Below are 21,229 nucleotides of genomic sequence, written 5' to 3' on the forward strand. Positions count from 1 at the left end.
TCGGAGTTTGCTTGCATGGCAACCATTAATCAGTTGGTACGCAAGCCACGTAAACGCAAAGTCGCTAAGAGTGATGTACCTGCTCTTCAAGCTTGCCCACAAAAACGTGGCGTCTGTACTCGTGTCTATACTACTACACCTAAAAAGCCTAACTCAGCACTACGTAAAGTTTGCCGTGTGCGTTTGACAAATGGCTATGAAGTGACTTCCTACATCGGTGGTGAAGGTCACAACCTACAAGAGCACTCTGTAGTACTCATCCGTGGCGGTCGTGTAAAAGACTTGCCAGGTGTACGTTATCACACAGTGCGCGGTGCTTTGGATACCTCTGGTGTACAAAACCGTAAGCAAGGTCGTTCTAAGTACGGTACTAAGCGTCCTAAATAAGGGCTTGAGATAAGCTAATTTTGTATTAGTTTGCGCCTATTTTTACGCTTGTTATATTTTTTTCATTAAAGTCTGATAAGAGTAAGGCCGGGTACCATGCAGGTGTCTCGGATTTACCTGAAGACCGATTGAGGGCTTATCATGCCTAGAAGACGTGTTGTTGCAAAACGCGACATTATTCCTGATCCTAAGTTCAGTAGTGAGCGTTTGGCTAAGTTTATTAACCATGTCATGGTTAGCGGTAAAAAGTCTGTAGCTGAGCGCATTGTGTACGGTGCCCTAGACAAGGTACAAGAACGTAGCAAAGGCGATCCGCTCGAGTTGTTTGAAAAGGCACTAGAAGCGATCCAGCCTCTCGTTGAGGTAAAATCCCGTCGTGTTGGTGGGGCTACTTACCAAGTACCTGTAGAGGTACGTCAAAGCCGTCGTACTGCGCTAGCTATGCGTTGGTTGGTAGATTACGCGCGTAAGCGTGGTGAAAAGTCTATGGATCTGCGTTTGGCTGGTGAAATTCTTGATGCCGCCGAAGGTAAAGGCGCAGCGGTCAAGAAGCGTGAAGACGTGCACCGTATGGCCGAAGCCAACAAGGCTTTCTCACACTATCGCTTCTAACCAACGGGGATTACTACCGTGGCTCGCAAGACTCCCATTAATCGCTATCGTAACATAGGTATCTGTGCTCACGTTGACGCAGGTAAAACTACAACAACAGAACGCGTCCTGTATTACACAGGTGTTAACCACAAAATCGGTGAAACTCATGATGGCGCTTCTACCACAGACTGGATGGAGCAAGAGCAAGAGCGTGGTATTACTATCACGTCTGCAGCGGTAACCACCTTTTGGAAAGGGATGGACCACCAGTTTGAGGAGCACCGTGTCAATATTATTGATACGCCAGGACACGTAGACTTCACGATTGAAGTAGAACGTTCTTTACGTGTACTTGATGGTGCTGTTGTGGTGTTCTGTGGTTCTTCAGGTGTAGAGCCTCAGTCAGAAACTGTTTGGCGTCAAGCAAACAAGTATGAAGTACCTCGCATTGTGTTCGTAAACAAAATGGACCGTGCAGGCGCTAACTTCGTACGTGTTGTTGATCAAATCAAAAATCGTTTGAAAGCGATTCCTGTACCCTTGCAATTGCCTATTGGTGCAGAGGATGACTTTGAAGGCGTGATTGATCTGATGCGCATGAAAGCTATCTATTGGAACGAAGAAGATAAAGGGATGACGTACGAGTTACGTGAGATTCCTGCTGAGTTGCAAGATGATGCTGAAGCCTATCGTGAACAAATGATCGAGGCTGCTGCTGAAGCTAACGAAGAGTTGATGAATAAGTATCTTGAAGGTAGTGAGCTCACTATCGAAGAGATCAAGCAAGGGATTCGCGCACGCACTTTGGCGAACGAAATCGTTCCTGCGCTTTGCGGCTCTGCATTCAAAAACAAGGGCGTACAAGCCATGTTGGATGCAGTAGTTGAATTTTTACCAGCGCCTGATGAAGTACGTGCGATTGAAGGTGAACTGGAGAATGGTGAAGTTGATACCCGCCCGGTTGACGACAATGCACCTTTTGCTGCTTTGGCCTTCAAGATTGCAACTGATCCTTTCGTAGGTGCTTTGACTTACATTCGTGTGTACTCAGGCGTTCTAGAAAGTGGCTCTGCTGTTTACAATTCAGTGAAGCAAAAGCGTGAGCGTATCGGTCGTTTGGTGCAGATGCACGCGAACAGCCGTGAAGAAATTAAAGAAGTTCGCGCTGGTGATATTGCTGCTTGCGTAGGTCTTAAAGATGTAACCACAGGGGATACCTTGTGCAATATGGACAACAAAATTGTCCTAGAGCGTATGGAATTCCCTGAGCCTGTAATTTCGGTTGCTGTTGAGCCTAAATCTAAAGCAGACCAAGAAAAAATGGGCATTGCTTTAGGTAAGCTAGCACAGGAAGATCCTTCTTTCCGTGTAAAAACAGACGAAGAGTCTGGTCAAACGATTATCTCAGGTATGGGTGAGCTGCACCTAGATATTATCGTTGATCGTATGCGTCGTGAGTTTAAAGTAGAAGCGAATATTGGTAAGCCGCAAGTAGCTTATCGTGAAACTATTCGTAAAACGGTTGAACAAGAAAGCAAATTCGTTCGTCAATCTGGTGGTCGTGGTCAATATGGTCACGTATGGTTGAAGATCGAGCCTTTGCTTGAAAAAGGCGAAGACGAAGAGAAAACTTACGAATTCGTCAACGCGATTGTAGGTGGTGTGGTACCTAAGGAATACATTCCTGCCGTTGATAAAGGTTGTTACGAGCAACTACAAAACGGTGTTATCGCTGGCTATCCTGTAATCGACGTTAAAGTGACCTTATTCGACGGCTCATACCATGATGTTGACTCCAATGAAATGGCGTTTAAGATCGCAGGTTCTATGGGTATCAAAGAAGGCTGTCAAAAAGCAGGTGCGGTCCTTCTTGAGCCTATAATGAAAGTAGAAGTTGTAACGCCGGAAGACTACATGGGCGACGTTATGGGCGATTTAAACCGTCGTCGCGGCCTAGTTCAAGGTATGGATGAGTCTCCAGCAGGCAAAATCATTCGTGCGCTAGTACCCCTGGGTGAAATGTTCGGTTACGCGACCGATCTGCGCTCTGCAACTCAAGGACGTGCAGGCTACTCTATGGAGTTCGCCAAGTATGCAGAAGCACCTTCTAGCGTTGTTGAAGCCGTCATCAACCAGAAAAAATAACCCTATTAGTTAAGCCAAGAGGTTATCACTGTGTCTAAGGAAAAATTCGAACGTTCCAAGCCCCACGTAAACGTGGGCACTATCGGTCACGTAGACCATGGTAAAACCACACTAACCGCAGCGCTGACTCGCGTATGCGCAGAAGTATGGGGCGGTTCTGCAGTAGCGTTTGATGGTATCGACAATGCACCAGAAGAACGTGAGCGCGGTATTACCATCTCAACTTCACACGTTGAGTATGACTCTCCAAGCCGTCACTACGCACACGTAGATTGCCCAGGCCACGCGGATTATGTGAAGAACATGATCACAGGTGCGGCGCAGATGGACGGTGCTATCTTAGTTTGTTCAGCAGCTGACGGCCCCATGCCGCAAACACGTGAGCACATTCTGCTTTCACGTCAGGTTGGCGTACCTTACATCGTTGTCTTCCTAAACAAAGCGGACATGGTTGACGATGAAGAGTTGCTAGAACTGGTTGAGATGGAAGTCCGTGATCTTCTGAGCCAGTACGACTTCCCAGGTGACGATACACCTATCGTTGTGGGTTCTGCGCTGATGGCGTTGAACGGTGAAGACGACAACGAAATGGGTACGACAGCGGTGAAGAAGCTGGTTGAAACCCTAGACGAGTACATCCCAGAACCAGAGCGTGCGATCGATCAAGCTTTCTTGATGCCGATTGAAGACGTATTCTCGATCTCAGGCCGTGGTACCGTGGTAACAGGTCGTGTAGAGCGTGGTATTGTCAAAGTTGGTGAAGAAGTTGAGATCGTTGGTATCCGTGACACCACTAAGACCACGGTAACGGGCGTTGAGATGTTCCGTAAGCTGCTTGACGAAGGTCGTGCAGGTGAGAACATTGGTGCTTTGTTACGTGGTACTAAGCGTGATGACGTAGAGCGTGGTCAAGTATTGGCTAAGCCAGGTACGATCAAGCCGCATACTGTTTTTGAATCAGAAGTGTACGTACTTTCTAAAGAAGAAGGTGGTCGTCACACGCCATTTTTCAAAGGCTACCGTCCTCAGTTTTACTTCCGTACAACGGACGTGACAGGTTCTTGTGAACTGCCGGAAGGTGTCGAGATGGTAATGCCAGGTGATAACGTGCAAATGGTTGTGACCTTGATTGCCCCTATCGCGATGGAAGATGGTCTGCGCTTTGCGATCCGTGAAGGCGGTCGTACAGTTGGTGCGGGCGTCGTTGCTAAAATCATCGAGTAATCTTTTGGATTAAACGTATGATTTTAAAAGGGGTCTCTTACAGGGCCCCTTTTCTGCATCCTTCATGTATTGACATCCTCCTCAATGCCTCATACAATGCGCTTCCTTTTTGAGCGTGGGTTGACGGCAGGGTGTCGTCCAGATCCATTGGAGTTTTGGCTAATGCAAGACCAAAAAATTCGTATCCGGCTAAAAGCGTTCGATCACCGTTTGATCGACCAGTCTACGCAAGAGATCGTAGATACTGCCAAGCGTACAGGTGCTCAGGTTCGTGGACCTATCCCCCTGCCAACGCGTAAAGAGCGTTTTACCGTGCTGATCTCTCCGCACGTAAACAAAGACGCTCGTGATCAGTATGAGTTGCGTACTCATAAGCGTGTACTGGATATCGTTGAGCCAACAGAAAAAACAGTTGATGCTCTAATGAAGTTAGAGTTAGCAGCTGGCGTTGATGTACAGATCAGTCTGAGCTAAGATAGACCTTCTGTACCTCTCAAGAGGCACGCGTCGCGAGACGCCACACAATTGAATAGTGGAATGTTCTGGAAAGAACAGCCATAGCGGGTGATAGCCCCGTACACTGAATTAGGAGACACAAGATGGCATTAGGTTTGGTCGGTAAAAAGTGCGGCATGACCCGTATCTTTACCGAAGAAGGTGCTTCTATCCCTGTGACTGTAATTGAAGTTGACCCTAACCGAGTCACTCAATTGCGTAGCCTAGAGCAAGATGGTTATGCAGCTGTACAGATCACCACGGGCGCCCGTAAAGCCAAGCATCTGACTAAGGCTGAAGCTGGTCATTTTGCTAAAGCAAATGTTGCCGCCGGTCGTGGTCTATGGGAGTTCCGCCTCACTGAAGGTGATGAAACCCCAGAAGTTGGCAATGAGCTAACAGTATCCCTCTTTGAAGCTGGTCAGAAAGTTGATGTGACTGGCACCTCTAAGGGTAAAGGCTTCCAAGGTGCAATTAAACGTTGGAATTTCCGTACCCAAGACATGACTCACGGTAACTCTCTGTCCCACCGTGCCCCAGGTTCTATTGGTCAAAACCAAACCCCAGGCCGCGTATTCAAGGGCAAGAAAATGGCTGGTCACATGGGCGCTGAGCGCGTCACTGTACAGTCTCTCGAAGTAGTGCGCGTAGATACCGAGCGTAACTTATTGCTGGTTAAGGGTGCAGTGCCTGGCGCAACAGGTGGTGATGTCATCGTACGTCCTGCCGTCAAGGCTCGCAGCTAAGGGGATAGAGGATTATGAATCTGAATCTTGCCGGAGCTGAAGGTGCGGTAGAAGTTTCTGACGTGACCTTTGGTAAAGAATTTAACGAATCCTTGGTGCATCAGGTTGTTGTTGCTTATATGGCAGCTGGTCGCCAAGGGACTCGTGCACAGAAAACACGTTCAGAAGTAAGCGGTGGTGGCAAAAAGCCTTGGCGTCAAAAAGGCACAGGCCGCGCGCGTGCAGGTACCATTCGTTCGCCAATCTGGCGCAGTGGTGGTGTGACCTTCGCAGCTAAGCCACAAAACTTTGCTCAGAAAGTGAACAAAAAAATGTACCGTGCAGCAATGCGCAGCATTCTTTCTGAGTTAGTGCGCCAAGACCGTTTATTAGCGGTAGAAGGTTTTACTGTAGAAGCGCCCAAAACAAAACTTCTGGTTAACAAGCTCAACGAATTGCAGTTGAACAAGGTTTTGATCGTGACAGAAAGTCTTGATGCAAACCTGTATTTGGCCGCACGCAACCTTCCACATGTGGACGTTGTTGATGCCAATGCTATCGATCCTGTGAGCCTCATTGGATTCGAGAAAGTGCTGGTCACTGTTCCTGCATTGCGCCAAATCGAGGAGAAACTGGCATGAATCAAGAGCGCGTGTTCAAGGTTCTGCTCGGTCCACACCAAACCGAGAAGGCAGCGATCCTAGGTGAAAAATATAACCAGATCGCGTTCAAAGTTGCTCAAGATGCCACTAAACCTGAGATTAAGGAAGCAGTTGAGCAGCTTTTAAATGTAAAAGTTGAAGGCGTACGTGTCCTGAATGTGAAGGGCAAAACCAAGCGCACTATGCGTGGGATTGGTCGCCGTAAGGGCTTTCGCAAAGCATACATTAGCTTAGCGGAAGGTCAGGAAATCGATTTCGCTGGCGCTGAATAAGGCAAGGGGTGGTAAAAATGGCAGTTGTAAAATGTAAGCCCACGTCAGCCGGTCGTCGCCATCTTGTTAAGGTGGTGAACGCGGATCTGCACAAAGGTGCCCCCTATGCGCCGCTGCTGGCGAAAAAGAGTAAAAGTGGTGGTCGTAACAACAATGGCCGTATCACTACGCGTCATGTAGGTGGCGGTCATCGCCAACACTACCGTCTGGTTGACTTCCGTCGCCAGAAAGATGGTGTACCTGCAGTTGTAGAGCGTTTAGAGTATGATCCGAACCGTTCTGCACATTTGGCACTATTGAAATATGCTGATGGTGAGCGTCGTTACATCATCGCACCTAAAGGTGTTAAAGCAGGTGATTCTATTCAGTCTGGCATTGATGCGCCTATCAAAGCAGGTAATGCTTTGCCTTTGCGCAACATTCCAGTAGGTTCGACGATTCACTGTATCGAACTTAAGCCTGGTAAGGGTGCGCAGATTGCGCGTTCTGCAGGCGCGTCTGCACAGCTGGTAGCCCGTGAAGGTGCTTATGCAACCTTGCGTTTACGTTCTGGTGAGATGCGTAAAGTGCTGGTTGAGTGTCGTGCAACTTTAGGTGAGGTAGGCAATTCAGAACATAGCCTACGTCAACTAGGTAAAGCAGGTGCTAAGCGCTGGCGCGGTGTTCGTCCAACAGTGCGTGGTGTGGCTATGAACCCAGTGGATCACCCACACGGTGGTGGTGAAGGTCGTACCTCTGGTGGTCGTCATCCTGTGACTCCATGGGGTGTGCCGACTAAAGGCCACAAAACTCGCAAAAACAAGCGTACTAGCAAGATGATTGTTCGTCGCCGTGCTGCGAAATAACTGAATTAAGGGGAAACGGCTGTGCCACGTTCACTGAAGAAAGGTCCTTTTATTGACCTTCATCTTTTGAAGAAGGTCGAGGCTGCGCTGGAAAACAACGACAAAAAACCAATTAAAACTTGGTCGCGTCGTTCCATGATCATGCCTGAGATGGTTGGTCTGACCATTGCAGTCCATAACGGACGCCAACATGTACCGGTTTACGTCTCTGAAGAGATGGTAGGCCATAAACTGGGCGAATTTGCTGCTACTCGTACCTATCGTGGTCACGCGGCAGATAAAAAAGCCAAACGTTAAGCCAAGGGGATAGAGAGATGGAAGTAGCCGCTAAACTGCGTGGTGCCCGTCTGTCCGCTCAGAAGGCGCGTTTGGTCGCTGACCAGGTGCGCGGAATGCCAGTGGCAGAGGCACTTAACCTGCTGACTTTTAGCCCTAAAAAGGCATCAAAGCTGGTTAAGAAAGTCTTAGAATCTGCGATTGCGAATGCTGAGCATAACGAAGGCGCTGATGTTGACGAACTGCGCGTGTCTACCATCTTCGTTGACGAAGGTATGACTATGAAGCGTATCAAAGCACGTGCTAAAGGCCGCGCTGATCGCATCTTCAAGCGCACTTGCCACATCACGGTCAAGGTAGCAGACAGGTAGGAGACGACCAGATGGGTCAGAAAGTACATCCGACAGGCATTCGGTTGGGTATCGTCAAAGATCATACCTCCGTCTGGTACGCCGATCGCGGTGCCTATGCAGACAATTTGTACAACGATCTTCAGGTACGTAAGTTCCTTGAAGAGCGTCTGAAGCAGGCTTCTGTAAGCCGTATTCAGATTGAGCGTCCTGCTCAAAACGCACGTATTACCATCCACACTGCGCGTCCTGGCATTGTGATTGGTAAGAAAGGCGAAGATGTTGATAAGCTGCGTAAAGATATTTCGCAACTGATGGGTGTGCCTGTTCACATCAACATCGAAGAGATTCGCAAGCCTGAATTGGATGCGACTCTGGTTGCACAAAGCGTAGCGAGTCAGTTAGAACGTCGTGTCATGTTCCGTCGTGCAATGAAGCGTGCGGTACAAAATGCGATTCGTTTAGGTGCCAAAGGCATTAAGATCCAAGTGAGTGGCCGTTTAGGTGGTGCAGAGATTGCACGTACTGAATGGTATCGCGAAGGTCGTGTGCCTCTACACACTTTACGTGCTGATATCGACTACTCAACTGCCGAAGCCCATACCACCTATGGTGTTATCGGTGTGAAGGTATGGATCTTCAAAGGTGAAATTCTGGGCGGACTCGATGAAGTACGCGCTAAACAGAATGCACCTAAGAAAAAAGGCAAATAGGGGGTAGTCGATGCTTCAGCCTAAGCGTACAAAGTTCCGCAAAATGCAAAAGGGCCGTAACCGCGGTCTAGCACTGCGCGGCAACAAGGTGAGCTTTGGTGATTTCGGCCTAAAAGCTACAGGCCGTGGTCGTTTGACTGCTCGCCAAATCGAAGCGGCTCGTCGTACCATGACACGCCATATTAAGCGTGGTGGTAAAATCTGGATCCGTGTGTTCCCGGACAAGCCTGTTTCTGAAAAGCCACTGGAAGTTCGTATGGGTAAGGGTAAAGGTAACGTGGAATACTGGGTTGCCTTGATCCAACCAGGTAAAGTCTTGTACGAAGTACAAGGGGTTTCAGAAGAACTCGCGCGCGAAGCCTTTGCATTGGCTGCCGCAAAGCTTCCAGTACCGACAACCTTTGTTAAGCGGACGGTAATGTAATGAAAGCCCAAGAACTGCGCGACAAGTCTGTCGAAGAGCTCAAGGAACAGCTTCATAGTCTGCTACGTGAGCAATTCAACCTGCGGATGCAAAAAGCCACTGCCCAGCTGGGTCAAACTCATCTGCTCAAGCAAGTGCGCCGTGATGTTGCGCGCGTCAAGACTGTGCTGAATGAGAAGGCAGGTAACTAAAATGGCCGAAACAGAAAAGAAAGCTCGTACACTCACAGGTAAAGTGGTGAGTGACAAGATGGAGAAATCCATCACTGTGCTGATTGAGCGGCGTGTACGTCACCCGATCTACGGTAAGTATGTGAAGCGCTCTACTAAGCTGCACGCCCACGACGAAGCAAATAATGCTCGTCAGGGTGATACCGTGACCATCCAGGAATGCCGTCCGCTATCAAAGACCAAGTCCTGGACACTGGTCGAAGTCGTTGAACGTGCGCGTGAAGTGTAACACTCGACGTTCGTGGTTAAATTCTGTGCAGAACTTAGGTTTGGAGTGAACCGATGATTCAGGCGCAAACAATGCTAGATGTGGCCGATAACAGCGGCGCGCGTCGAGTCATGTGTATCAAGGTGTTGGGCGGGTCCCATCGTCGTTATGCACGCATCGGCGACATCATTAAAGTGACTGTGAAGGAAGCGATTCCTCGCGGTAAAGTAAAGAAAGGTCAGGTACTAAAGGCTGTTGTGGTGCGCACCCGTAGTGGTGTACGTCGTCAGGATGGCTCTTTGATCCGCTTCGATGGAAATGCAGCAGTATTGCTGAATAACAACGATGCGCCGATCGGAACCCGTATCTTTGGCCCAGTGACACGCGAACTGCGTGGCGACAAGTTCATGAAGATCATTTCCTTGGCGCCCGAAGTGCTGTAAGGAGCGAGAGGTCGGTTTATGCGCAAGATTAAACGTGACGATGATGTGGTCGTCATTGCGGGTAAAGATAAAGGCAAGCGTGGGACCGTCAAGCGCGTGCTGAGTGATGGCCGACTGATCGTGTCCGGTATGAACATGATCAAACGCCATACAAAACCCAATCCCTATGCAGGGGTACAAGGTGGAATTACTGAGCGTGAAGCACCTATTCACGCCTCCAACGTTGCCATCTACAACAAAGACACCGGGAAGGCGGACCGGGTCGGCTTTAAGATCCTGGAAGACGGTTCCAAGGTACGGATTTACAAGTCGAATCAGAAAGAGATCGACGCCTAACGCGAGGCAGGTACCAGCATGTCTAGATTGAAAGAGCTATACCAGAACGAAGTTGTGACCAAGCTACAAGATGAGTTTGGTTACAAGAATGTGATGGAAGTGCCTCGGATTACGAAAGTGACTCTAAACATGGGGATCGGCGAAGCAACCAGTGATAAAAAACTGATTGAAAATGCGTTAGCTGATCTCGAAAAGCTGAGCGGCCAAAAGCCCATCGTGACCAAGGCTCGTAAGTCCATTGCCGGTTTCAAGGTTCGCCAAGGTTGGCCCATTGGTTGTAAGGTAACCCTACGCCGTGAGCGTATGTGGGAATTCCTTGACCGTTTGGTTGATATTGCGATTCCACGTGTTCGTGACTTCCGTGGTCTGAATCCCAAGTCTTTTGACGGTCGCGGCAACTATAGCATGGGTGTTCGTGAACAGATCATTTTCCCCGAGATCGATTATGATAAAATCGATCGCGTGCGTGGTCTGGATATCACTGTAACTACCACTGCCAAGACCAACGAAGAGGGACGTGCGCTTTTAAGTGCATTGGACTTCCCATTCAAGAAATAAGGCAGGTTTCAGAACATGGCAAAAGTGAGCATGGTTGAGCGCGAAACCAAACGCGCAAATCTCGTGAAAAAGTACGCTGCAAAGCGTGCCGAACTGAAAGCGATTATTAATAATCCAAGCACCTCTGAAGAGGCGCGTTGGGACGCTCAGCAGCAGCTGCAGAAGTTGCCGCGTGATGCAAGTCCTGTTCGTCAGCACAACCGCTGCCGTCAAACAGGTCGTCCGCATGGCTTCTTCAACAAGTTCGGTCTGTGCCGTAATAAGCTGCGTGAAGCTGCTATGCGCGGTGATGTGCCTGGTCTGCGCAAGGCCAGCTGGTAACCGCGTCGGAATCTAGGAGCGCAAATCGAATGAGCATGCAAGACACATTAGCGGATATGTTCACTCGTATCCGTAATGCACAAATGGCAACTAAAGAAGAAGTCGTCATGCCTTCTTCCACTTTGAAAGTGAATGTTGCCCGTGTATTGAAAGAAGAAGGTTATATCAGTGACTACTCAGTAAATGAAGGTGCTAAACCTGAATTGACTGTTGTTCTGAAATACTTCGAAGGTAAACCGGTCATCGAAAAGATCGAGCGTGTAAGCAAGCCTAGTCTACGTATCTACAAAGGCAAAGATGCATTGCCTAAAGTAGCCGATGGCTTAGGTGTAGCGATCGTAACTACCTCTAAAGGTGTGATGACAGATCGTGCAGCTCGTCAGGCCGGTATCGGTGGCGAAGTTATCTGCACCGTATTCTAGGAGATAGCAATGTCTAGGGTAGCTAAAAGTCCTATTGAATTGCCTGGCGGTGTTGAGCTGAAGCTAGATGGTCAGCAATTGACAGTGAAAGGCAGCAATGGCCAGCTCAATCTCAATGTTCACCCAAGCGTTGCTGTCAGCCAAGATGCTAATGTCTTGACCTTTGCACCGCGAACAAAAGATGCCAATGCTTGGGCGCAAGCGGGAACGACTCGCGCTTTAGTTAACAACATGATCACTGGCGTTTCCCAAGGGTTTTCTCGTACCTTGGAAATCAATGGTGTCGGTTATCGTGCACAAGCTAAAGGCAAAGTAATCAACCTGACCCTTGGCTTCTCTCATCCGGTAGACTATGAGCTGCCAGAAGGTGTGACTGCTGAAACGCCTAATAATACGACCATCGTATTAAAAGGCGCTGATAAGCAGTTAGTAGGCCAGGTGGCAGCTGAAATCCGCAACTATCGTCGTCCGGAGCCTTACAAAGGTAAGGGTATCCGTTACAGCGATGAGCAGGTTCGCCGGAAAGAAGCTAAGAAGAAATAAGGCAGGGTTATGAACGCTAAGAAAGAAGCTCGTTTACGTCGTGCCCGCCGTGCTCGTGCCAAAATCCGTGAGCTTGGCATCCATCGCCTTTGCGTAAACCGTACGCCACGGCATATTTACGCCCAGATCATCTCACCGGATGGTAGCCAAGTACTGGCTAGCGCGTCTACTCTGGATAACGCCCTACGTGAAGGTGCAACAGGTAATGTGGATGCCGCAACCAAAGTAGGTCGCTTGATCGCTGAGCGTGCACAAGCAGCAGGCATTACTAAAGTGGCGTTTGACCGTTCTGGTTTCAAATATCATGGTCGTGTGAAAGCCTTAGCTGACGCGGCACGTGAGGGCGGTCTGGAATTCTAAAGGGTTTGACGATGGCGAACAGTGAACAAAAAGGCGGCGATCTGCAAGAAAAGTTAGTGCAGGTCAACCGCGTCGCCAAGGTAGTTAAAGGTGGCCGTATCTTCGGTTTTACAGCTTTGACTGTCGTGGGTGACGGAAAAGGTCGTGTTGGCTTCGGTCGTGGTAAAGCGCGTGAAGTGCCAGTAGCAATTCAAAAAGCTATGGAACAAGCACGCCGTAACATGATTGATGTACAGCTTGACGGTACAACACTGCAATACCCAGTGAAAGCGCGTCATGGTGCCTCCAAGGTATATATGCAGCCCGCTTCTGAAGGTACAGGGATTATCGCCGGTGGCGCGATGCGTGCTGTGCTTGAGTTAGCTGGTGTACATAACGTACTGGCTAAGTGCTATGGCTCTACTAATCCCGTTAACGTTGTTCGTGCAACCATCAATGGTTTAACGAGTATGCGTTCACCGGAAGACATTGCTGCAAAACGCGGCAAGAGTGTAGAAGAGATCCGGGGTTAAGCTAATGGCTAAGATTAAAGTGACTCTTGTTCGTAGCCCCATAGCTACACAACCTAAGCACAAGTTGTGTGTAAAAGGTCTGGGTCTACGTCGCATTGGTCATACTGTTGAGCTGGAAGATACACCTTCTGTGCGCGGTATGATCAATAAAGTAAACTACTTGGTGCGCGTTGAGGGAGAGTAATCTATGCAATTGAATACTCTAAGCCCAGCTCCAGGCTCTAAACATGCACCTAAGCGTGTAGGCCGTGGTATTGGTAGCGGTTTAGGCAAGACAGGTGGCCGTGGTCACAAAGGTCTAAAGTCGCGTTCTGGTGGTAGTGTTAAGCCAGGATTTGAAGGCGGTCAAATGCCTTTGCAGCGTCGTCTACCTAAGTTCGGTTTTACTTCGCGCAAGGCAGCAGTGACTGCAGAAATTCGCTTAGGTGAAATCGCTAAAGTAGAAGCTGAAGTCGTTGATTTAGCGGCTCTGAAAGCTGCAGATATCATCAAAGAATCTATCCAATACGGTAAAGTGATTCTCTCTGGTGAAATCAATAAGCCAGTGACAGTACGCGGTCTGAAAGTGACTAAAGGTGCACGTGCAGCGATTGAAGCTGCAGGCGGAAAAGTCGAGGACTAAATGGCTAAATCAGGAGCATTACCGGTAGGGGCGCAAAGTGGTACACAAGAGCTCTGGGCTCGACTGCGCTTTGTGTTCCTTGCAATTTTAGTGTATCGAATCGGTGCACATGTACCCGTTCCCGGTATCAATCCTGGTCAGCTCGCTGCCTTATTTGAGCAGAATCAAGGCACCATCTTGGATATGTTTAACATGTTCTCAGGTGGTGCTTTGGAAAACATGAGTATCCTTGCACTAGGGATCATGCCTTACATCTCAGCATCGATTATCATGCAGCTGCTCACGGTTGTTTCACCCCAGCTCGAACAGCTGAAAAAAGAAGGTGAAGCAGGCCGTCGCAAAATCAACCAGTATACGCGCTATGGCACAGTCGCTCTGGCTTTAGTGCAAGCAATTGGTATGGCAGTCGGTCTGGCAGGACAAGGGGGTGTCGTCTATCACGCCGACATCATGTTCTACTTTGTGGCTGTTACCACTCTGGTTGCAGGTGCAGTTTTCTTGATGTGGTTAGGTGAACAGATCACCGAGCGTGGAATTGGCAATGGAATCTCCTTGCTAATTTTTGCAGGTATAGTGGCTGGTCTACCTGGTGCGATTGGGCGTTCTTTAGAAGTCGCCCGCAATGAAGGCAGTTGGAATATCTTACCTCTATTGGCGCTTGCCATCTTGGGTGTGGTAACTGTTGCTTTTGTTGTCTTTATCGAACGTGGGCAAAGACGTATTACGGTGAACTATGCTAAGCGTCAAGTAGGTAACCGAGTTTATGCCGCACAATCCAACCACCTTCCTTTAAAAGTGAATATGGCAGGGGTGATTCCACCTATCTTTGCCTCTAGCTTGTTGCTCTTCCCAGCATCTATTGGTCAGTGGTTTGGAAAAGCTGAAGGTATGGAGTGGCTGCAAGATATTTCTCAATTGCTTGGCCCAGGTCAGCCTTTATATATCTTGCTTTTTGCGCTCAGCGTTGTATTCTTCTGCTACTTTTATACGGCCCTCGTATTTAACCCTAGGGATATCGCGGACAATCTGAAAAAATCTGGTGCCTTTGTACCAGGGATACGTCCAGGTGAGCAGACTGCGCGCTATATCGATGGGGTGGTAGCTCGCCTCACACTATTTGGGGCACTTTACATTACAGCAGTCTCTCTGATGCCTCAGTTCTTGCAAGTTGCGTGGAATGTTCCTTTCTACGTAGGAGGAACCTCCTTGTTGATCGTTGTTGTGGTCATCATGGACTTTATGGCGCAAGTGCAGGCACATCTGATGTCCAATCAGTATCAGTACGAGTCTTTGCTGAAAAAGTCTAACCTGAAGGGTTATGGTAAGTAGCCCTGCACTATCTGGAGTGGATGATGAAAGTTCGTGCGTCCGTTAAAAAGATTTGCCGTAACTGCAAAATCATTCGTCGTCGTGGTTCAGTACGCGTTATCTGCATCGAACCTCGTCACAAGCAGCGCCAGGGCTGATTCTCTCTGGCTTGGACCTGAGGGCTTTTGATACCCCTTGATATTTTAGATGTCAAGGGGTATGCTTTTGCGCCCTTGCAGGACGTAAAAAACATCGAGTGGTGTTAAAATCACTCAACAGCGGAGTAAGATGAATGGCCCGTATTGCTGGTGTCAACATCCCAGACAACAAACATACTGTTATTTCTTTGACTTACATTTTTGGTGTAGGTCGCACTCGTGCACAAGCCATTTGTAAAGAAACAGGTATTGCGGAAACCACCAAAATTAAAGAGCTCTCTGCAGAGCAGCTTGATATCCTGCGTAATGCGGTTGCCGCTTACACAGTAGAAGGTGATTTACGTCGTGAGATTAGCATGAGTATCAAGCGTCTCATGGACCTAGGTTGCTACCGTGGTCTGCGTCACCGCCGTAGTCTTCCTGTACGTGGTCAGCGTACTAAAACTAATGCGCGTACTCGTAAAGGTCCGCGTAAACCTATTCGTAAGTAGTTATTGGTGTCGCCCCTAGATTATTAGGTGGCTGATACGAATACATAATTAGGAACAGAATATTATGGCTAACCCCGCGCGTAACCGTAAAAAAGTTAAAAAGACTGTGGTGGATGGCGTTGCCCATATCCATGCGTCTTTTAACAATACGATCGTTACGATCACAGACCGCCAGGGCAACACCCTTTCTTGGGCAACTGCCGGTGGTTCGGGTTTTCGTGGTTCTCGTAAGAGCACCCCGTTTGCTGCTCAAGTAGCAAGTGAACGTGCCGCTACAGCGGCAGCCGAATATGGTCTAAAAAATGTAGATGTTATGGTGAAAGGCCCAGGTCCTGGCCGTGAGTCCGCCGTTCGTGCGCTGAATGCCGCTGGCTTCAAGATCACTAACATTACTGATGTGACGCCGATCCCGCACAACGGTTGTCGTCCACCCAAGAAGCGTCGTGTTTAAGGAGGCGGACTAAATGGCACGTTATATTGGACCTAAGTGTAAACTTTCTCGTCGTGAAGGCGTAGACCTGCTGCTAAAAAGCGGCGTGATGGCCTTTGAGAAAAAATGTAAATCAGAAACAGCACCTGGCCAGCATGGTCAGCGTCGTGGTCGTCTTTCTGATTACGGTTTACAGCTACGTGAGAAACAAAAAGTACGTCGTATCTATGGCGTATTAGAAAAGCAATTCCGTAACTATTATAAAGAAGCCGCTCGTTTAAAAGGTGCTACTGGTGAGAACCTATTGCAACTTCTAGAGCGTCGCTTAGACAATGTTGTCTACCGTATGGGTTTTGGTGCTACACGTGCTGAAGCGCGTCAGTTAGTCAGCCATAAAGCAATCTCTGTCAATGGCAAAACAGTGAATGTCGCTTCTTATAGCGTAAAACCTGGTGATGTTGTTGCTATCCGTGAGAAAGCGAAGAAGCAATTACGTATCCAGCAAGCGCTAGAGCAAGCTGCACAGCGTGGAGATGTTGCTTGGGTTGATGTTGACAGCAACAAAAAAGAAGGTGTGTTCAAGGCAGTGCCTGAGCGCAGCGACTTGTCAGCAGACATCAACGAAAACCTGATTGTCGAGTTGTACTCCAAGTAATCCCTGAGAGTAATCCGTCTGGCAGCCTAAATAGGTGTTCTTATGCAGCGTTCAGTGACAGAGTTTCTCCGCCCACGTGAGATCAAGGTTGAAGAGATCAACGCGACTCGCGCAAAAGTTATCTTAGAGCCCTTTGAGCGTGGCTTTGGACATACCTTGGGGAATGCTCTGCGTCGTATCCTGCTGTCTTCCATGCCTGGTTGCGCCATTGTGGAAGCGGAGATCGAAGGCGTTCTGCATGAGTACAGTGCTATCGAAGGTGTGCAGGAAGATGTTATTGAAATCCTGCTCAACCTGAAGGATGTGGCCATCAAAATGCATGGTCGCGATGAAGCTGTGCTAACGCTGAACAAGAAGGGTCCCGGTCCAGTGGTGGCAGGCGATATCGAACTAAGCCATGATATTGATGTGGTTAATCCAGATCATGTCATTGCTCACTTAAACGATAGTGGTGAGCTTAAAATGCGCTTAACGGTTCAACGTGGTCGCGGCTATGTGCCTGCAGATGCACGCCATACTGCGGACGATGAAACCCGCGCTATAGGTCGTCTGCAACTCGATGCAACATTCAGTCCAGTACGTCGTGTTGCTTACACGGTAGAAAATGCACGTGTAGAACAGCGTACAGATTTGGATAAGCTCATCCTTGATCTGGAAACGGATGGCACTTTAGATCCTGAGGAGGCGATTCGCCGCTCTGCAACTATCTTGCAAGAGCAATTGGCTGCCTTCGTGGACTTGGAGACCGACAAAGAACAAGAGCCCGAGGAAGAAGAAGATCAAATTGATCCTATTCTTCTGCGCCCGGTTGATGACCTCGAATTGACAGTACGTTCAGCGAACTGTCTGAAAGCCGAGAATATTTACTATATTGGTGATTTGATTCAGCGTACTGAAGTTGAGCTGTTGAAAACACCAAATTTAGGTAAGAAATCCCTTACCGAAATTAAGGACGTTCTCGCTTCACGCGGTTTGTCCCTCGGTATGCGCTTAGAAAACTGGCCACCGGCGAGTTTAAAGAACGACGATAAGGCTTCCGCCTAAAGTCAATTCGAGTCCTACAAACGGTTTGGTAAGGAACTGTAAAGATGCGTCATCGTAAGAGTGGTCGTCACCTCAATCGTACCAGCTCACACCGACGCGCCATGTTCAAAAACATGTGCGTTTCTCTAGTTGAGCATGAAGTTATTAAAACAACTCTGCCTAAGGCAAAAGAGTTGCGTCGTTATATTGAGCCATTAATCACCTTGGCTAAGAACGACTCAGTAGCAAATCGCCGTTTGGCTTTTGCGCGTACTGATAGCAAGGCAGCTGTAGGTAAGCTTTTCCAAGAGCTTGGCCCACGTTACCAAGCACGTCCTGGTGGTTATGTGCGTATCTTGAAGTGCGGTTTCCGCGCGGGCGATAACGCACCTATGGCTTATGTTGAACTTGTAGACCGTCCACAAACGACTGCAAGCGACGATGAATAAGCTTAAGTAAAACCTAAAAACCGGCACTTGTAGCCGGTTTTTTTATTTAAGTACGGGTTTCAAGCGTCGCAAGACGTTGTGAAATGGCGGCTTGTATTCCTTGGCTATCCAAACCAACCTCAGCTAAGAGCTCGGCTGTACTGCCTTGATCAATAAAGCGATCAGGTAAACCTAAATTTAGTACCGGGCAATCAATGCCTAGTTCAGCAAGCGCTTCATTCACAGCACTACCAGCGCCTCCAGCCAAAGCATTTTCTTCTACCGTGACCAGCAGGCTATGCATAGCTGCTGCTTCTTGTAATGCTTCTTTATCTAACGGTTTGATAAATCGCATATTGTACAGGCTTGCATTGAGTTGATCTGCGACTTCAGCACAAGTAGTTAACGGGCTACCAAAAACTAAAAGAGCAACGCGTGTGCCTGAGCGACGCTTTTGTGCTTTACCAAGAGGAAGTTGATTAAAAGTGTTGTTAGGTAGGCATCCGGGTCCTGTGCCTCTTGGATAACGCACGGCTGCAGGTCCCGCATATAAATAACCTGTCGTTAGCATATCACGGCATTCTTGCTCATCTGCAGGTGCCATTAAAATAAGCTCAGGTACACAGCGCAAGAAAGATAAATCTAAAGCCCCGTGATGGGTTGGACCATCTTCACCGACAAGACCTGCACGATCAATTGCAAACAAGACATCCAAGTTCTGTACAGCCACATCATGGACTAACTGATCGTAAGCACGTTGTAAAAAGGTGGAATAAATGGCGACCACGGGTTTTAAACCTTCGCAGGCCATCCCTGCAGCAAGGGTCACTGCGTGTTGTTCGGCAATAGCAACATCAAAATAGCGTTCAGGATATTCCTGTGAAAAACGGATCAGATCTGAGCCTTCACGCATCGCGGGCGTAATGCCTATTAAACGTGCATCTTGCGCAGCCATATCACAAATCCATTGTCCGAAAACTTGTGAATATTTAGGGCCTGTTTTACTGGGAGATTTAGGTTTTTCTAATTTGGTGATGGCGTGATAACCAATTGGATCTGCTTCAGCGGGGGCAAAACCGCGCCCTTTGCGGGTAATAACATGTAAAAATTGCGGCCCAGAGAGTTCTTTAATTGTCTCAAGTGCCTTGATCAGCGCAGGTAAATCATGCCCATCAATAGGACCAATATAATGAAAGCCCATTTCTTCAAATAGGGTACTAGGGGAAACCATACCTTTCATGTGTTCTTCGGTACGTTTGGCCAGTTCCCAAGCCATGGGTAGTTTAGAAAGCACTTTTTTGCTATTTTCACGGACCCGCGCATAGGTGCGACTTGCTAGTACTTTAGCAAGATAGGTAGCCAGACCACCGACATTTTCAGAAATCGACATCTCATTATCATTGAGCACGACGAGCAAATCAGCACGTACATGTCCTGCGTGAGATAAAGCCTCAAATGCCATGCCAGCGGTTAAAGCACCATCACCAATCACTGCGATACTTTTACGTTGTTGACCTTGGTGCTGCGCAGCAATTGCCATGCCTAAAGCCGCGCTAATCGAGGTGCTAGAATGACCAACACCAAAAGTATCGTAAATAGACTCGGCGCGTTTAGGAAAAGCGGCTAAACCTTGGTATTGACGTATGCTGAGCATGGCCTCGCGGCGTTCAGTGAGAATTTTATGTGGATAAGCTTGATGACCAACATCCCAGACTAAACGGTCTTCCGGCGTTTGATAAACGTAATGCAAGGCGATAGTCAACTCGATGACCCCTAAACCGGCACCAAAATGTCCTCCAGTTTGGCCAACGCTATAAAGAAGATAAGCTCTTAATTCGTGCGCAACTTGGGGCAATTGCTGCACGGATAAACGCCTTAAATCTTCAGGCGTTTGAATTTGATCAAGCAAGGGCGTTTGTGGACGGCTGGAAGGAATCTCATCAAACATAAGGCATTTTGTCTCTTTGAGGCACGAATGGGCTGTTAGGCCAGCAAGCAAGCTGACAAGTTCAATGCAGGCGTTCCACAATATAGCGGGCTAAAGCACGTAAGTAAGGCGCTTCATTTGGCAGTAACTCGAGCGCTTGTAGCGCTTCATTAATTAAATGCTGCGCACGCTGACGAGCACCTTGTAAGCCTAAAAGCTGTGGATAAGTTGCTTTTTGGTGGGCGGCATCTGCACCAACACGCTTGCCCAAGGTAGAAGTATCACTGACAACATCCAAAATATCGTCTTGGATTTGGAAAGCCAAACCGATAGCACTTGCATAAGTATCCAATGCATTTAGGGTTTTCGGACTTGCCTGTGCCGCTAAGCCACCTAAGAGAACGCTAGCACGAATTAAGGCCCCTGTTTTGCACTGATGTAAGCCTTCCAGCTTATCCAGGCTAAGGGTTTGTTGCTCGCTTTGCATATCCAACATTTGCCCTGCGACCATACCAGCAGGACCGCTTGCTTGGCTAAGAAGTTGGATACCTTTGTTTTTTTGCGTTAAGTCCAAAGTTTTTGCATAGCTAATGCAATGAAAAGCTAAGGTTTGTAACGCATCCCCTGCTAGAATAGCCGTCGCTGGATCAAAGGCTTTGTGGCACGTTGGTTGTCCACGACGTAGGTCATCATTGTCCATTGCTGGCAAATCATCATGGACCAGTGAATAAGCATGAATCAACTCGACAGCCATGGCAAAAGGATCGCAGGCGTGCAAGGGTACACCTAGCGTCTCACCTGTGGCATACACAAGAACCGGACGAAACCGTTTGCCACCTTGCAGTACGCTGTAACGCATGGCAGCACTGAGGCGCTCATTGGTGATATTTTCAGGGCTTAAATAAGCATCCAAGCTTTGATTCACGCGGTCACGGTAATCAGCAAAGATAGTATCTATAGGGGATGATGATAGAGTCACAGGCGCTTGCTCATTCCTAATCAATCTCAGTTTCGGGATGATAGCAGCTTTCTTCAGCAAACAGGGAACTTAGATTTTCACCAAGACTATTCATGTATTTCCTTGCTGTGTTTTGATACGCTGCAAAAATAGGTATTATACCAAATGTAACAAGGCCAAACTG

The 21,229-nt window shown here is 48.3% G+C and carries 34 protein-coding genes; 32 read left to right on the forward strand and 2 right to left on the reverse strand.

The genetic code is table 11. The features are described 5' to 3' along the window. Window positions 1–15: 15 nt before the first annotated feature. The 32 genes from rpsL to rplQ all read left to right on the forward strand — a co-directional run bounded on the left by rpsL (window position 16) and on the right by rplQ (window position 18,181). On the forward strand, window positions 16–387 hold the full coding sequence (gene rpsL / locus BMX05_RS11530; RefSeq protein ID WP_093312121.1) for a 30S ribosomal protein S12: 372 nt from the start codon (window positions 16–18) through the stop codon (window positions 385–387). 141 nt (window positions 388–528) lie between these two features. Further along, window positions 529–999, forward strand: coding sequence for a 30S ribosomal protein S7 (gene rpsG / locus BMX05_RS11535; protein WP_093312124.1), 471 nt, complete (start codon window positions 529–531; stop codon window positions 997–999). Between the two features lie 18 nt (window positions 1,000–1,017). After that, window positions 1,018–3,126, forward strand: coding sequence for an elongation factor G (fusA, locus tag BMX05_RS11540; RefSeq protein WP_093312126.1), 2,109 nt, complete (start codon window positions 1,018–1,020; stop codon window positions 3,124–3,126). Window positions 3,127–3,156: 30 nt separating this feature from the next. Next, a complete protein-coding gene (gene tuf, locus BMX05_RS11545; protein WP_093312130.1) occupies window positions 3,157–4,350 on the forward strand; it encodes an elongation factor Tu in 1,194 nt (397 codons plus the stop codon). Between the two features lie 162 nt (window positions 4,351–4,512). After that, window positions 4,513–4,824, forward strand: a complete 312-nt coding sequence (gene rpsJ, locus BMX05_RS11550; protein WP_093312135.1) for a 30S ribosomal protein S10 — start codon at window positions 4,513–4,515, stop codon at window positions 4,822–4,824. Between the two features lie 125 nt (window positions 4,825–4,949). Continuing rightward, entirely contained in the window at window positions 4,950–5,591 is a 642-nt protein-coding gene (gene rplC, locus BMX05_RS11555) for a 50S ribosomal protein L3 (protein ID WP_093312139.1), read from the forward strand. 14 nt (window positions 5,592–5,605) lie between these two features. Continuing rightward, window positions 5,606–6,211 (forward strand): 50S ribosomal protein L4, encoded by a 606-nt coding sequence (rplD, locus tag BMX05_RS11560; protein WP_093312142.1) that lies wholly within the window; start codon window positions 5,606–5,608, stop codon window positions 6,209–6,211. Next, window positions 6,208–6,504, forward strand: a complete 297-nt coding sequence (gene rplW / locus BMX05_RS11565; protein ID WP_093312147.1) for a 50S ribosomal protein L23 — start codon at window positions 6,208–6,210, stop codon at window positions 6,502–6,504. Before rplD ends, rplW begins: the two co-directional genes overlap by 4 nt. Before the next feature lie 17 nt (window positions 6,505–6,521). Further along, window positions 6,522–7,349 (forward strand): 50S ribosomal protein L2, encoded by an 828-nt coding sequence (gene rplB, locus BMX05_RS11570; protein WP_093312151.1) that lies wholly within the window; start codon window positions 6,522–6,524, stop codon window positions 7,347–7,349. Between the two features lie 21 nt (window positions 7,350–7,370). Further along, complete coding sequence (rpsS, locus tag BMX05_RS11575) at window positions 7,371–7,646, forward strand: 30S ribosomal protein S19 (RefSeq protein WP_093312155.1); 276 nt, start codon at window positions 7,371–7,373, stop codon at window positions 7,644–7,646. A 17-nt stretch (window positions 7,647–7,663) separates the two neighbouring features. Then, window positions 7,664–7,996, forward strand: coding sequence for a 50S ribosomal protein L22 (rplV, locus tag BMX05_RS11580; protein WP_093312160.1), 333 nt, complete (start codon window positions 7,664–7,666; stop codon window positions 7,994–7,996). Between the two features lie 11 nt (window positions 7,997–8,007). Next, the gene (gene rpsC, locus BMX05_RS11585; protein ID WP_093312165.1) at window positions 8,008–8,688 is read left to right on the forward strand and encodes a 30S ribosomal protein S3; all 681 of its coding nucleotides are present in this window, start codon (window positions 8,008–8,010) and stop codon (window positions 8,686–8,688) included. Between the two features lie 10 nt (window positions 8,689–8,698). Continuing rightward, window positions 8,699–9,112: a 50S ribosomal protein L16 gene (gene rplP / locus BMX05_RS11590; RefSeq protein WP_093312169.1), complete on the forward strand. Its 414-nt coding sequence runs from the start codon at window positions 8,699–8,701 to the stop codon at window positions 9,110–9,112. Then, entirely contained in the window at window positions 9,112–9,303 is a 192-nt protein-coding gene (gene rpmC / locus BMX05_RS11595; RefSeq protein ID WP_093312174.1) for a 50S ribosomal protein L29, read from the forward strand. The genes rplP and rpmC overlap by 1 nt, the downstream gene beginning before the upstream one ends. Before the next feature lies 1 nt (window position 9,304). Then, the gene (rpsQ, locus tag BMX05_RS11600; RefSeq protein ID WP_093312177.1) at window positions 9,305–9,571 is read left to right on the forward strand and encodes a 30S ribosomal protein S17; all 267 of its coding nucleotides are present in this window, start codon (window positions 9,305–9,307) and stop codon (window positions 9,569–9,571) included. A gap of 53 nt (window positions 9,572–9,624) precedes the next feature. Then, window positions 9,625–9,993: a 50S ribosomal protein L14 gene (gene rplN, locus BMX05_RS11605; RefSeq protein WP_093312180.1), complete on the forward strand. Its 369-nt coding sequence runs from the start codon at window positions 9,625–9,627 to the stop codon at window positions 9,991–9,993. Between the two features lie 18 nt (window positions 9,994–10,011). Then, window positions 10,012–10,329 carry a 50S ribosomal protein L24 gene (rplX, locus tag BMX05_RS11610; RefSeq protein WP_093312184.1) on the forward strand — a complete coding sequence of 106 codons (318 nt, stop codon included), beginning with the start codon at window positions 10,012–10,014 and terminating at the stop codon, window positions 10,327–10,329. A gap of 18 nt (window positions 10,330–10,347) precedes the next feature. Further along, window positions 10,348–10,887, forward strand: coding sequence for a 50S ribosomal protein L5 (rplE, locus tag BMX05_RS11615; protein WP_093312188.1), 540 nt, complete (start codon window positions 10,348–10,350; stop codon window positions 10,885–10,887). 15 nt (window positions 10,888–10,902) lie between these two features. Then, window positions 10,903–11,208, forward strand: a complete 306-nt coding sequence (rpsN, locus tag BMX05_RS11620) for a 30S ribosomal protein S14 (RefSeq protein ID WP_093312192.1) — start codon at window positions 10,903–10,905, stop codon at window positions 11,206–11,208. 29 nt (window positions 11,209–11,237) lie between these two features. Beyond that, window positions 11,238–11,630: a 30S ribosomal protein S8 gene (gene rpsH, locus BMX05_RS11625; protein WP_093312197.1), complete on the forward strand. Its 393-nt coding sequence runs from the start codon at window positions 11,238–11,240 to the stop codon at window positions 11,628–11,630. 9 nt (window positions 11,631–11,639) lie between these two features. Further along, complete coding sequence (gene rplF / locus BMX05_RS11630; protein ID WP_093312203.1) at window positions 11,640–12,173, forward strand: 50S ribosomal protein L6; 534 nt, start codon at window positions 11,640–11,642, stop codon at window positions 12,171–12,173. 9 nt (window positions 12,174–12,182) lie between these two features. After that, on the forward strand, window positions 12,183–12,533 hold the full coding sequence (rplR, locus tag BMX05_RS11635) for a 50S ribosomal protein L18 (protein WP_093312207.1): 351 nt from the start codon (window positions 12,183–12,185) through the stop codon (window positions 12,531–12,533). 11 nt (window positions 12,534–12,544) lie between these two features. After that, entirely contained in the window at window positions 12,545–13,045 is a 501-nt protein-coding gene (gene rpsE / locus BMX05_RS11640; RefSeq protein WP_093312211.1) for a 30S ribosomal protein S5, read from the forward strand. A gap of 4 nt (window positions 13,046–13,049) precedes the next feature. Next, window positions 13,050–13,229, forward strand: a complete 180-nt coding sequence (rpmD, locus tag BMX05_RS11645) for a 50S ribosomal protein L30 (protein ID WP_093312215.1) — start codon at window positions 13,050–13,052, stop codon at window positions 13,227–13,229. A gap of 3 nt (window positions 13,230–13,232) precedes the next feature. Further along, the gene (gene rplO, locus BMX05_RS11650; protein ID WP_093312220.1) at window positions 13,233–13,667 is read left to right on the forward strand and encodes a 50S ribosomal protein L15; all 435 of its coding nucleotides are present in this window, start codon (window positions 13,233–13,235) and stop codon (window positions 13,665–13,667) included. Next, complete coding sequence (gene secY, locus BMX05_RS11655; RefSeq protein ID WP_093312225.1) at window positions 13,668–14,996, forward strand: preprotein translocase subunit SecY; 1,329 nt, start codon at window positions 13,668–13,670, stop codon at window positions 14,994–14,996. It begins immediately after the preceding gene. 23 nt (window positions 14,997–15,019) lie between these two features. Continuing rightward, the gene (gene rpmJ, locus BMX05_RS11660; protein ID WP_072326876.1) at window positions 15,020–15,133 is read left to right on the forward strand and encodes a 50S ribosomal protein L36; all 114 of its coding nucleotides are present in this window, start codon (window positions 15,020–15,022) and stop codon (window positions 15,131–15,133) included. Between the two features lie 134 nt (window positions 15,134–15,267). After that, window positions 15,268–15,624, forward strand: coding sequence for a 30S ribosomal protein S13 (gene rpsM / locus BMX05_RS11665; RefSeq protein ID WP_093312229.1), 357 nt, complete (start codon window positions 15,268–15,270; stop codon window positions 15,622–15,624). Between the two features lie 64 nt (window positions 15,625–15,688). Then, window positions 15,689–16,075: a 30S ribosomal protein S11 gene (gene rpsK / locus BMX05_RS11670; RefSeq protein WP_093312233.1), complete on the forward strand. Its 387-nt coding sequence runs from the start codon at window positions 15,689–15,691 to the stop codon at window positions 16,073–16,075. Between the two features lie 13 nt (window positions 16,076–16,088). Further along, complete coding sequence (rpsD, locus tag BMX05_RS11675; protein WP_093312237.1) at window positions 16,089–16,709, forward strand: 30S ribosomal protein S4; 621 nt, start codon at window positions 16,089–16,091, stop codon at window positions 16,707–16,709. A gap of 42 nt (window positions 16,710–16,751) precedes the next feature. Continuing rightward, the gene (locus BMX05_RS11680) at window positions 16,752–17,753 is read left to right on the forward strand and encodes a DNA-directed RNA polymerase subunit alpha (protein WP_093312241.1); all 1,002 of its coding nucleotides are present in this window, start codon (window positions 16,752–16,754) and stop codon (window positions 17,751–17,753) included. A gap of 44 nt (window positions 17,754–17,797) precedes the next feature. Continuing rightward, window positions 17,798–18,181 (forward strand): 50S ribosomal protein L17, encoded by a 384-nt coding sequence (rplQ, locus tag BMX05_RS11685; protein ID WP_093312246.1) that lies wholly within the window; start codon window positions 17,798–17,800, stop codon window positions 18,179–18,181. A 46-nt stretch (window positions 18,182–18,227) separates the two neighbouring features. Here the strand turns inward: rplQ and dxs are convergent, their stop codons facing one another. Both dxs and ispA read right to left on the reverse strand, forming a co-directional pair. After that, window positions 18,228–20,108 carry a 1-deoxy-D-xylulose-5-phosphate synthase gene (gene dxs, locus BMX05_RS11690; RefSeq protein ID WP_093312250.1) on the reverse strand — a complete coding sequence of 627 codons (1,881 nt, stop codon included), beginning with the start codon at window positions 20,106–20,108 and terminating at the stop codon, window positions 18,228–18,230. 61 nt (window positions 20,109–20,169) lie between these two features. Beyond that, a complete protein-coding gene (gene ispA, locus BMX05_RS11695; protein WP_093312253.1) occupies window positions 20,170–21,066 on the reverse strand; it encodes a (2E,6E)-farnesyl diphosphate synthase in 897 nt (298 codons plus the stop codon). Between the last annotated feature and the right edge of the window lie 163 nt (window positions 21,067–21,229).

Source organism: Allopseudospirillum japonicum (assembly GCF_900108915.1).
In the GTDB taxonomy this organism is placed as follows: Bacteria; Pseudomonadota; Gammaproteobacteria; order Pseudomonadales; family Halomonadaceae; genus Pseudospirillum; species Pseudospirillum japonicum.

Excerpts from the sequence above, each read along its gene's own strand:
- rplV (WP_093312160.1), top strand. The coding sequence starts at position 7,664 with ATGGAAGTAGCCGCTAAACTGCGTGGTGCCCGTCTGTCCGCTCAGAAG.
- rpmJ (WP_072326876.1), top strand. The coding sequence starts at position 15,020 with ATGAAAGTTCGTGCGTCCGTTAAAAAGATTTGCCGTAACTGCAAAATC.
- rplE (WP_093312188.1), top strand. The coding sequence starts at position 10,348 with ATGTCTAGATTGAAAGAGCTATACCAGAACGAAGTTGTGACCAAGCTA.
- rpsG (WP_093312124.1), top strand. The coding sequence starts at position 529 with ATGCCTAGAAGACGTGTTGTTGCAAAACGCGACATTATTCCTGATCCT.
- rpsQ (WP_093312177.1), top strand. The coding sequence starts at position 9,305 with ATGGCCGAAACAGAAAAGAAAGCTCGTACACTCACAGGTAAAGTGGTG.
- rplN (WP_093312180.1), top strand. The coding sequence starts at position 9,625 with ATGATTCAGGCGCAAACAATGCTAGATGTGGCCGATAACAGCGGCGCG.
- rplP (WP_093312169.1), top strand. The coding sequence starts at position 8,699 with ATGCTTCAGCCTAAGCGTACAAAGTTCCGCAAAATGCAAAAGGGCCGT.
- rplO (WP_093312220.1), top strand. The coding sequence starts at position 13,233 with ATGCAATTGAATACTCTAAGCCCAGCTCCAGGCTCTAAACATGCACCT.
- rplX (WP_093312184.1), top strand. The coding sequence starts at position 10,012 with ATGCGCAAGATTAAACGTGACGATGATGTGGTCGTCATTGCGGGTAAA.
- rpmD (WP_093312215.1), top strand. The coding sequence starts at position 13,050 with ATGGCTAAGATTAAAGTGACTCTTGTTCGTAGCCCCATAGCTACACAA.
- dxs (WP_093312250.1), bottom strand. The coding sequence starts at position 20,108 with ATGTTTGATGAGATTCCTTCCAGCCGTCCACAAACGCCCTTGCTTGAT.
- rplR (WP_093312207.1), top strand. The coding sequence starts at position 12,183 with ATGAACGCTAAGAAAGAAGCTCGTTTACGTCGTGCCCGCCGTGCTCGT.
- rpsM (WP_093312229.1), top strand. The coding sequence starts at position 15,268 with ATGGCCCGTATTGCTGGTGTCAACATCCCAGACAACAAACATACTGTT.
- rplQ (WP_093312246.1), top strand. The coding sequence starts at position 17,798 with ATGCGTCATCGTAAGAGTGGTCGTCACCTCAATCGTACCAGCTCACAC.
- rpsJ (WP_093312135.1), top strand. The coding sequence starts at position 4,513 with ATGCAAGACCAAAAAATTCGTATCCGGCTAAAAGCGTTCGATCACCGT.
- rpsD (WP_093312237.1), top strand. The coding sequence starts at position 16,089 with ATGGCACGTTATATTGGACCTAAGTGTAAACTTTCTCGTCGTGAAGGC.
- rpsC (WP_093312165.1), top strand. The coding sequence starts at position 8,008 with ATGGGTCAGAAAGTACATCCGACAGGCATTCGGTTGGGTATCGTCAAA.
- rplB (WP_093312151.1), top strand. The coding sequence starts at position 6,522 with ATGGCAGTTGTAAAATGTAAGCCCACGTCAGCCGGTCGTCGCCATCTT.
- rpsH (WP_093312197.1), top strand. The coding sequence starts at position 11,238 with ATGAGCATGCAAGACACATTAGCGGATATGTTCACTCGTATCCGTAAT.
- rplC (WP_093312139.1), top strand. The coding sequence starts at position 4,950 with ATGGCATTAGGTTTGGTCGGTAAAAAGTGCGGCATGACCCGTATCTTT.
- secY (WP_093312225.1), top strand. The coding sequence starts at position 13,668 with ATGGCTAAATCAGGAGCATTACCGGTAGGGGCGCAAAGTGGTACACAA.
- rplF (WP_093312203.1), top strand. The coding sequence starts at position 11,640 with ATGTCTAGGGTAGCTAAAAGTCCTATTGAATTGCCTGGCGGTGTTGAG.
- rpmC (WP_093312174.1), top strand. The coding sequence starts at position 9,112 with ATGAAAGCCCAAGAACTGCGCGACAAGTCTGTCGAAGAGCTCAAGGAA.
- rplD (WP_093312142.1), top strand. The coding sequence starts at position 5,606 with ATGAATCTGAATCTTGCCGGAGCTGAAGGTGCGGTAGAAGTTTCTGAC.
- rpsK (WP_093312233.1), top strand. The coding sequence starts at position 15,689 with ATGGCTAACCCCGCGCGTAACCGTAAAAAAGTTAAAAAGACTGTGGTG.
- BMX05_RS11680 (WP_093312241.1), top strand. The coding sequence starts at position 16,752 with ATGCAGCGTTCAGTGACAGAGTTTCTCCGCCCACGTGAGATCAAGGTT.
- rplW (WP_093312147.1), top strand. The coding sequence starts at position 6,208 with ATGAATCAAGAGCGCGTGTTCAAGGTTCTGCTCGGTCCACACCAAACC.
- rpsN (WP_093312192.1), top strand. The coding sequence starts at position 10,903 with ATGGCAAAAGTGAGCATGGTTGAGCGCGAAACCAAACGCGCAAATCTC.
- rpsL (WP_093312121.1), top strand. The coding sequence starts at position 16 with ATGGCAACCATTAATCAGTTGGTACGCAAGCCACGTAAACGCAAAGTC.
- rpsE (WP_093312211.1), top strand. The coding sequence starts at position 12,545 with ATGGCGAACAGTGAACAAAAAGGCGGCGATCTGCAAGAAAAGTTAGTG.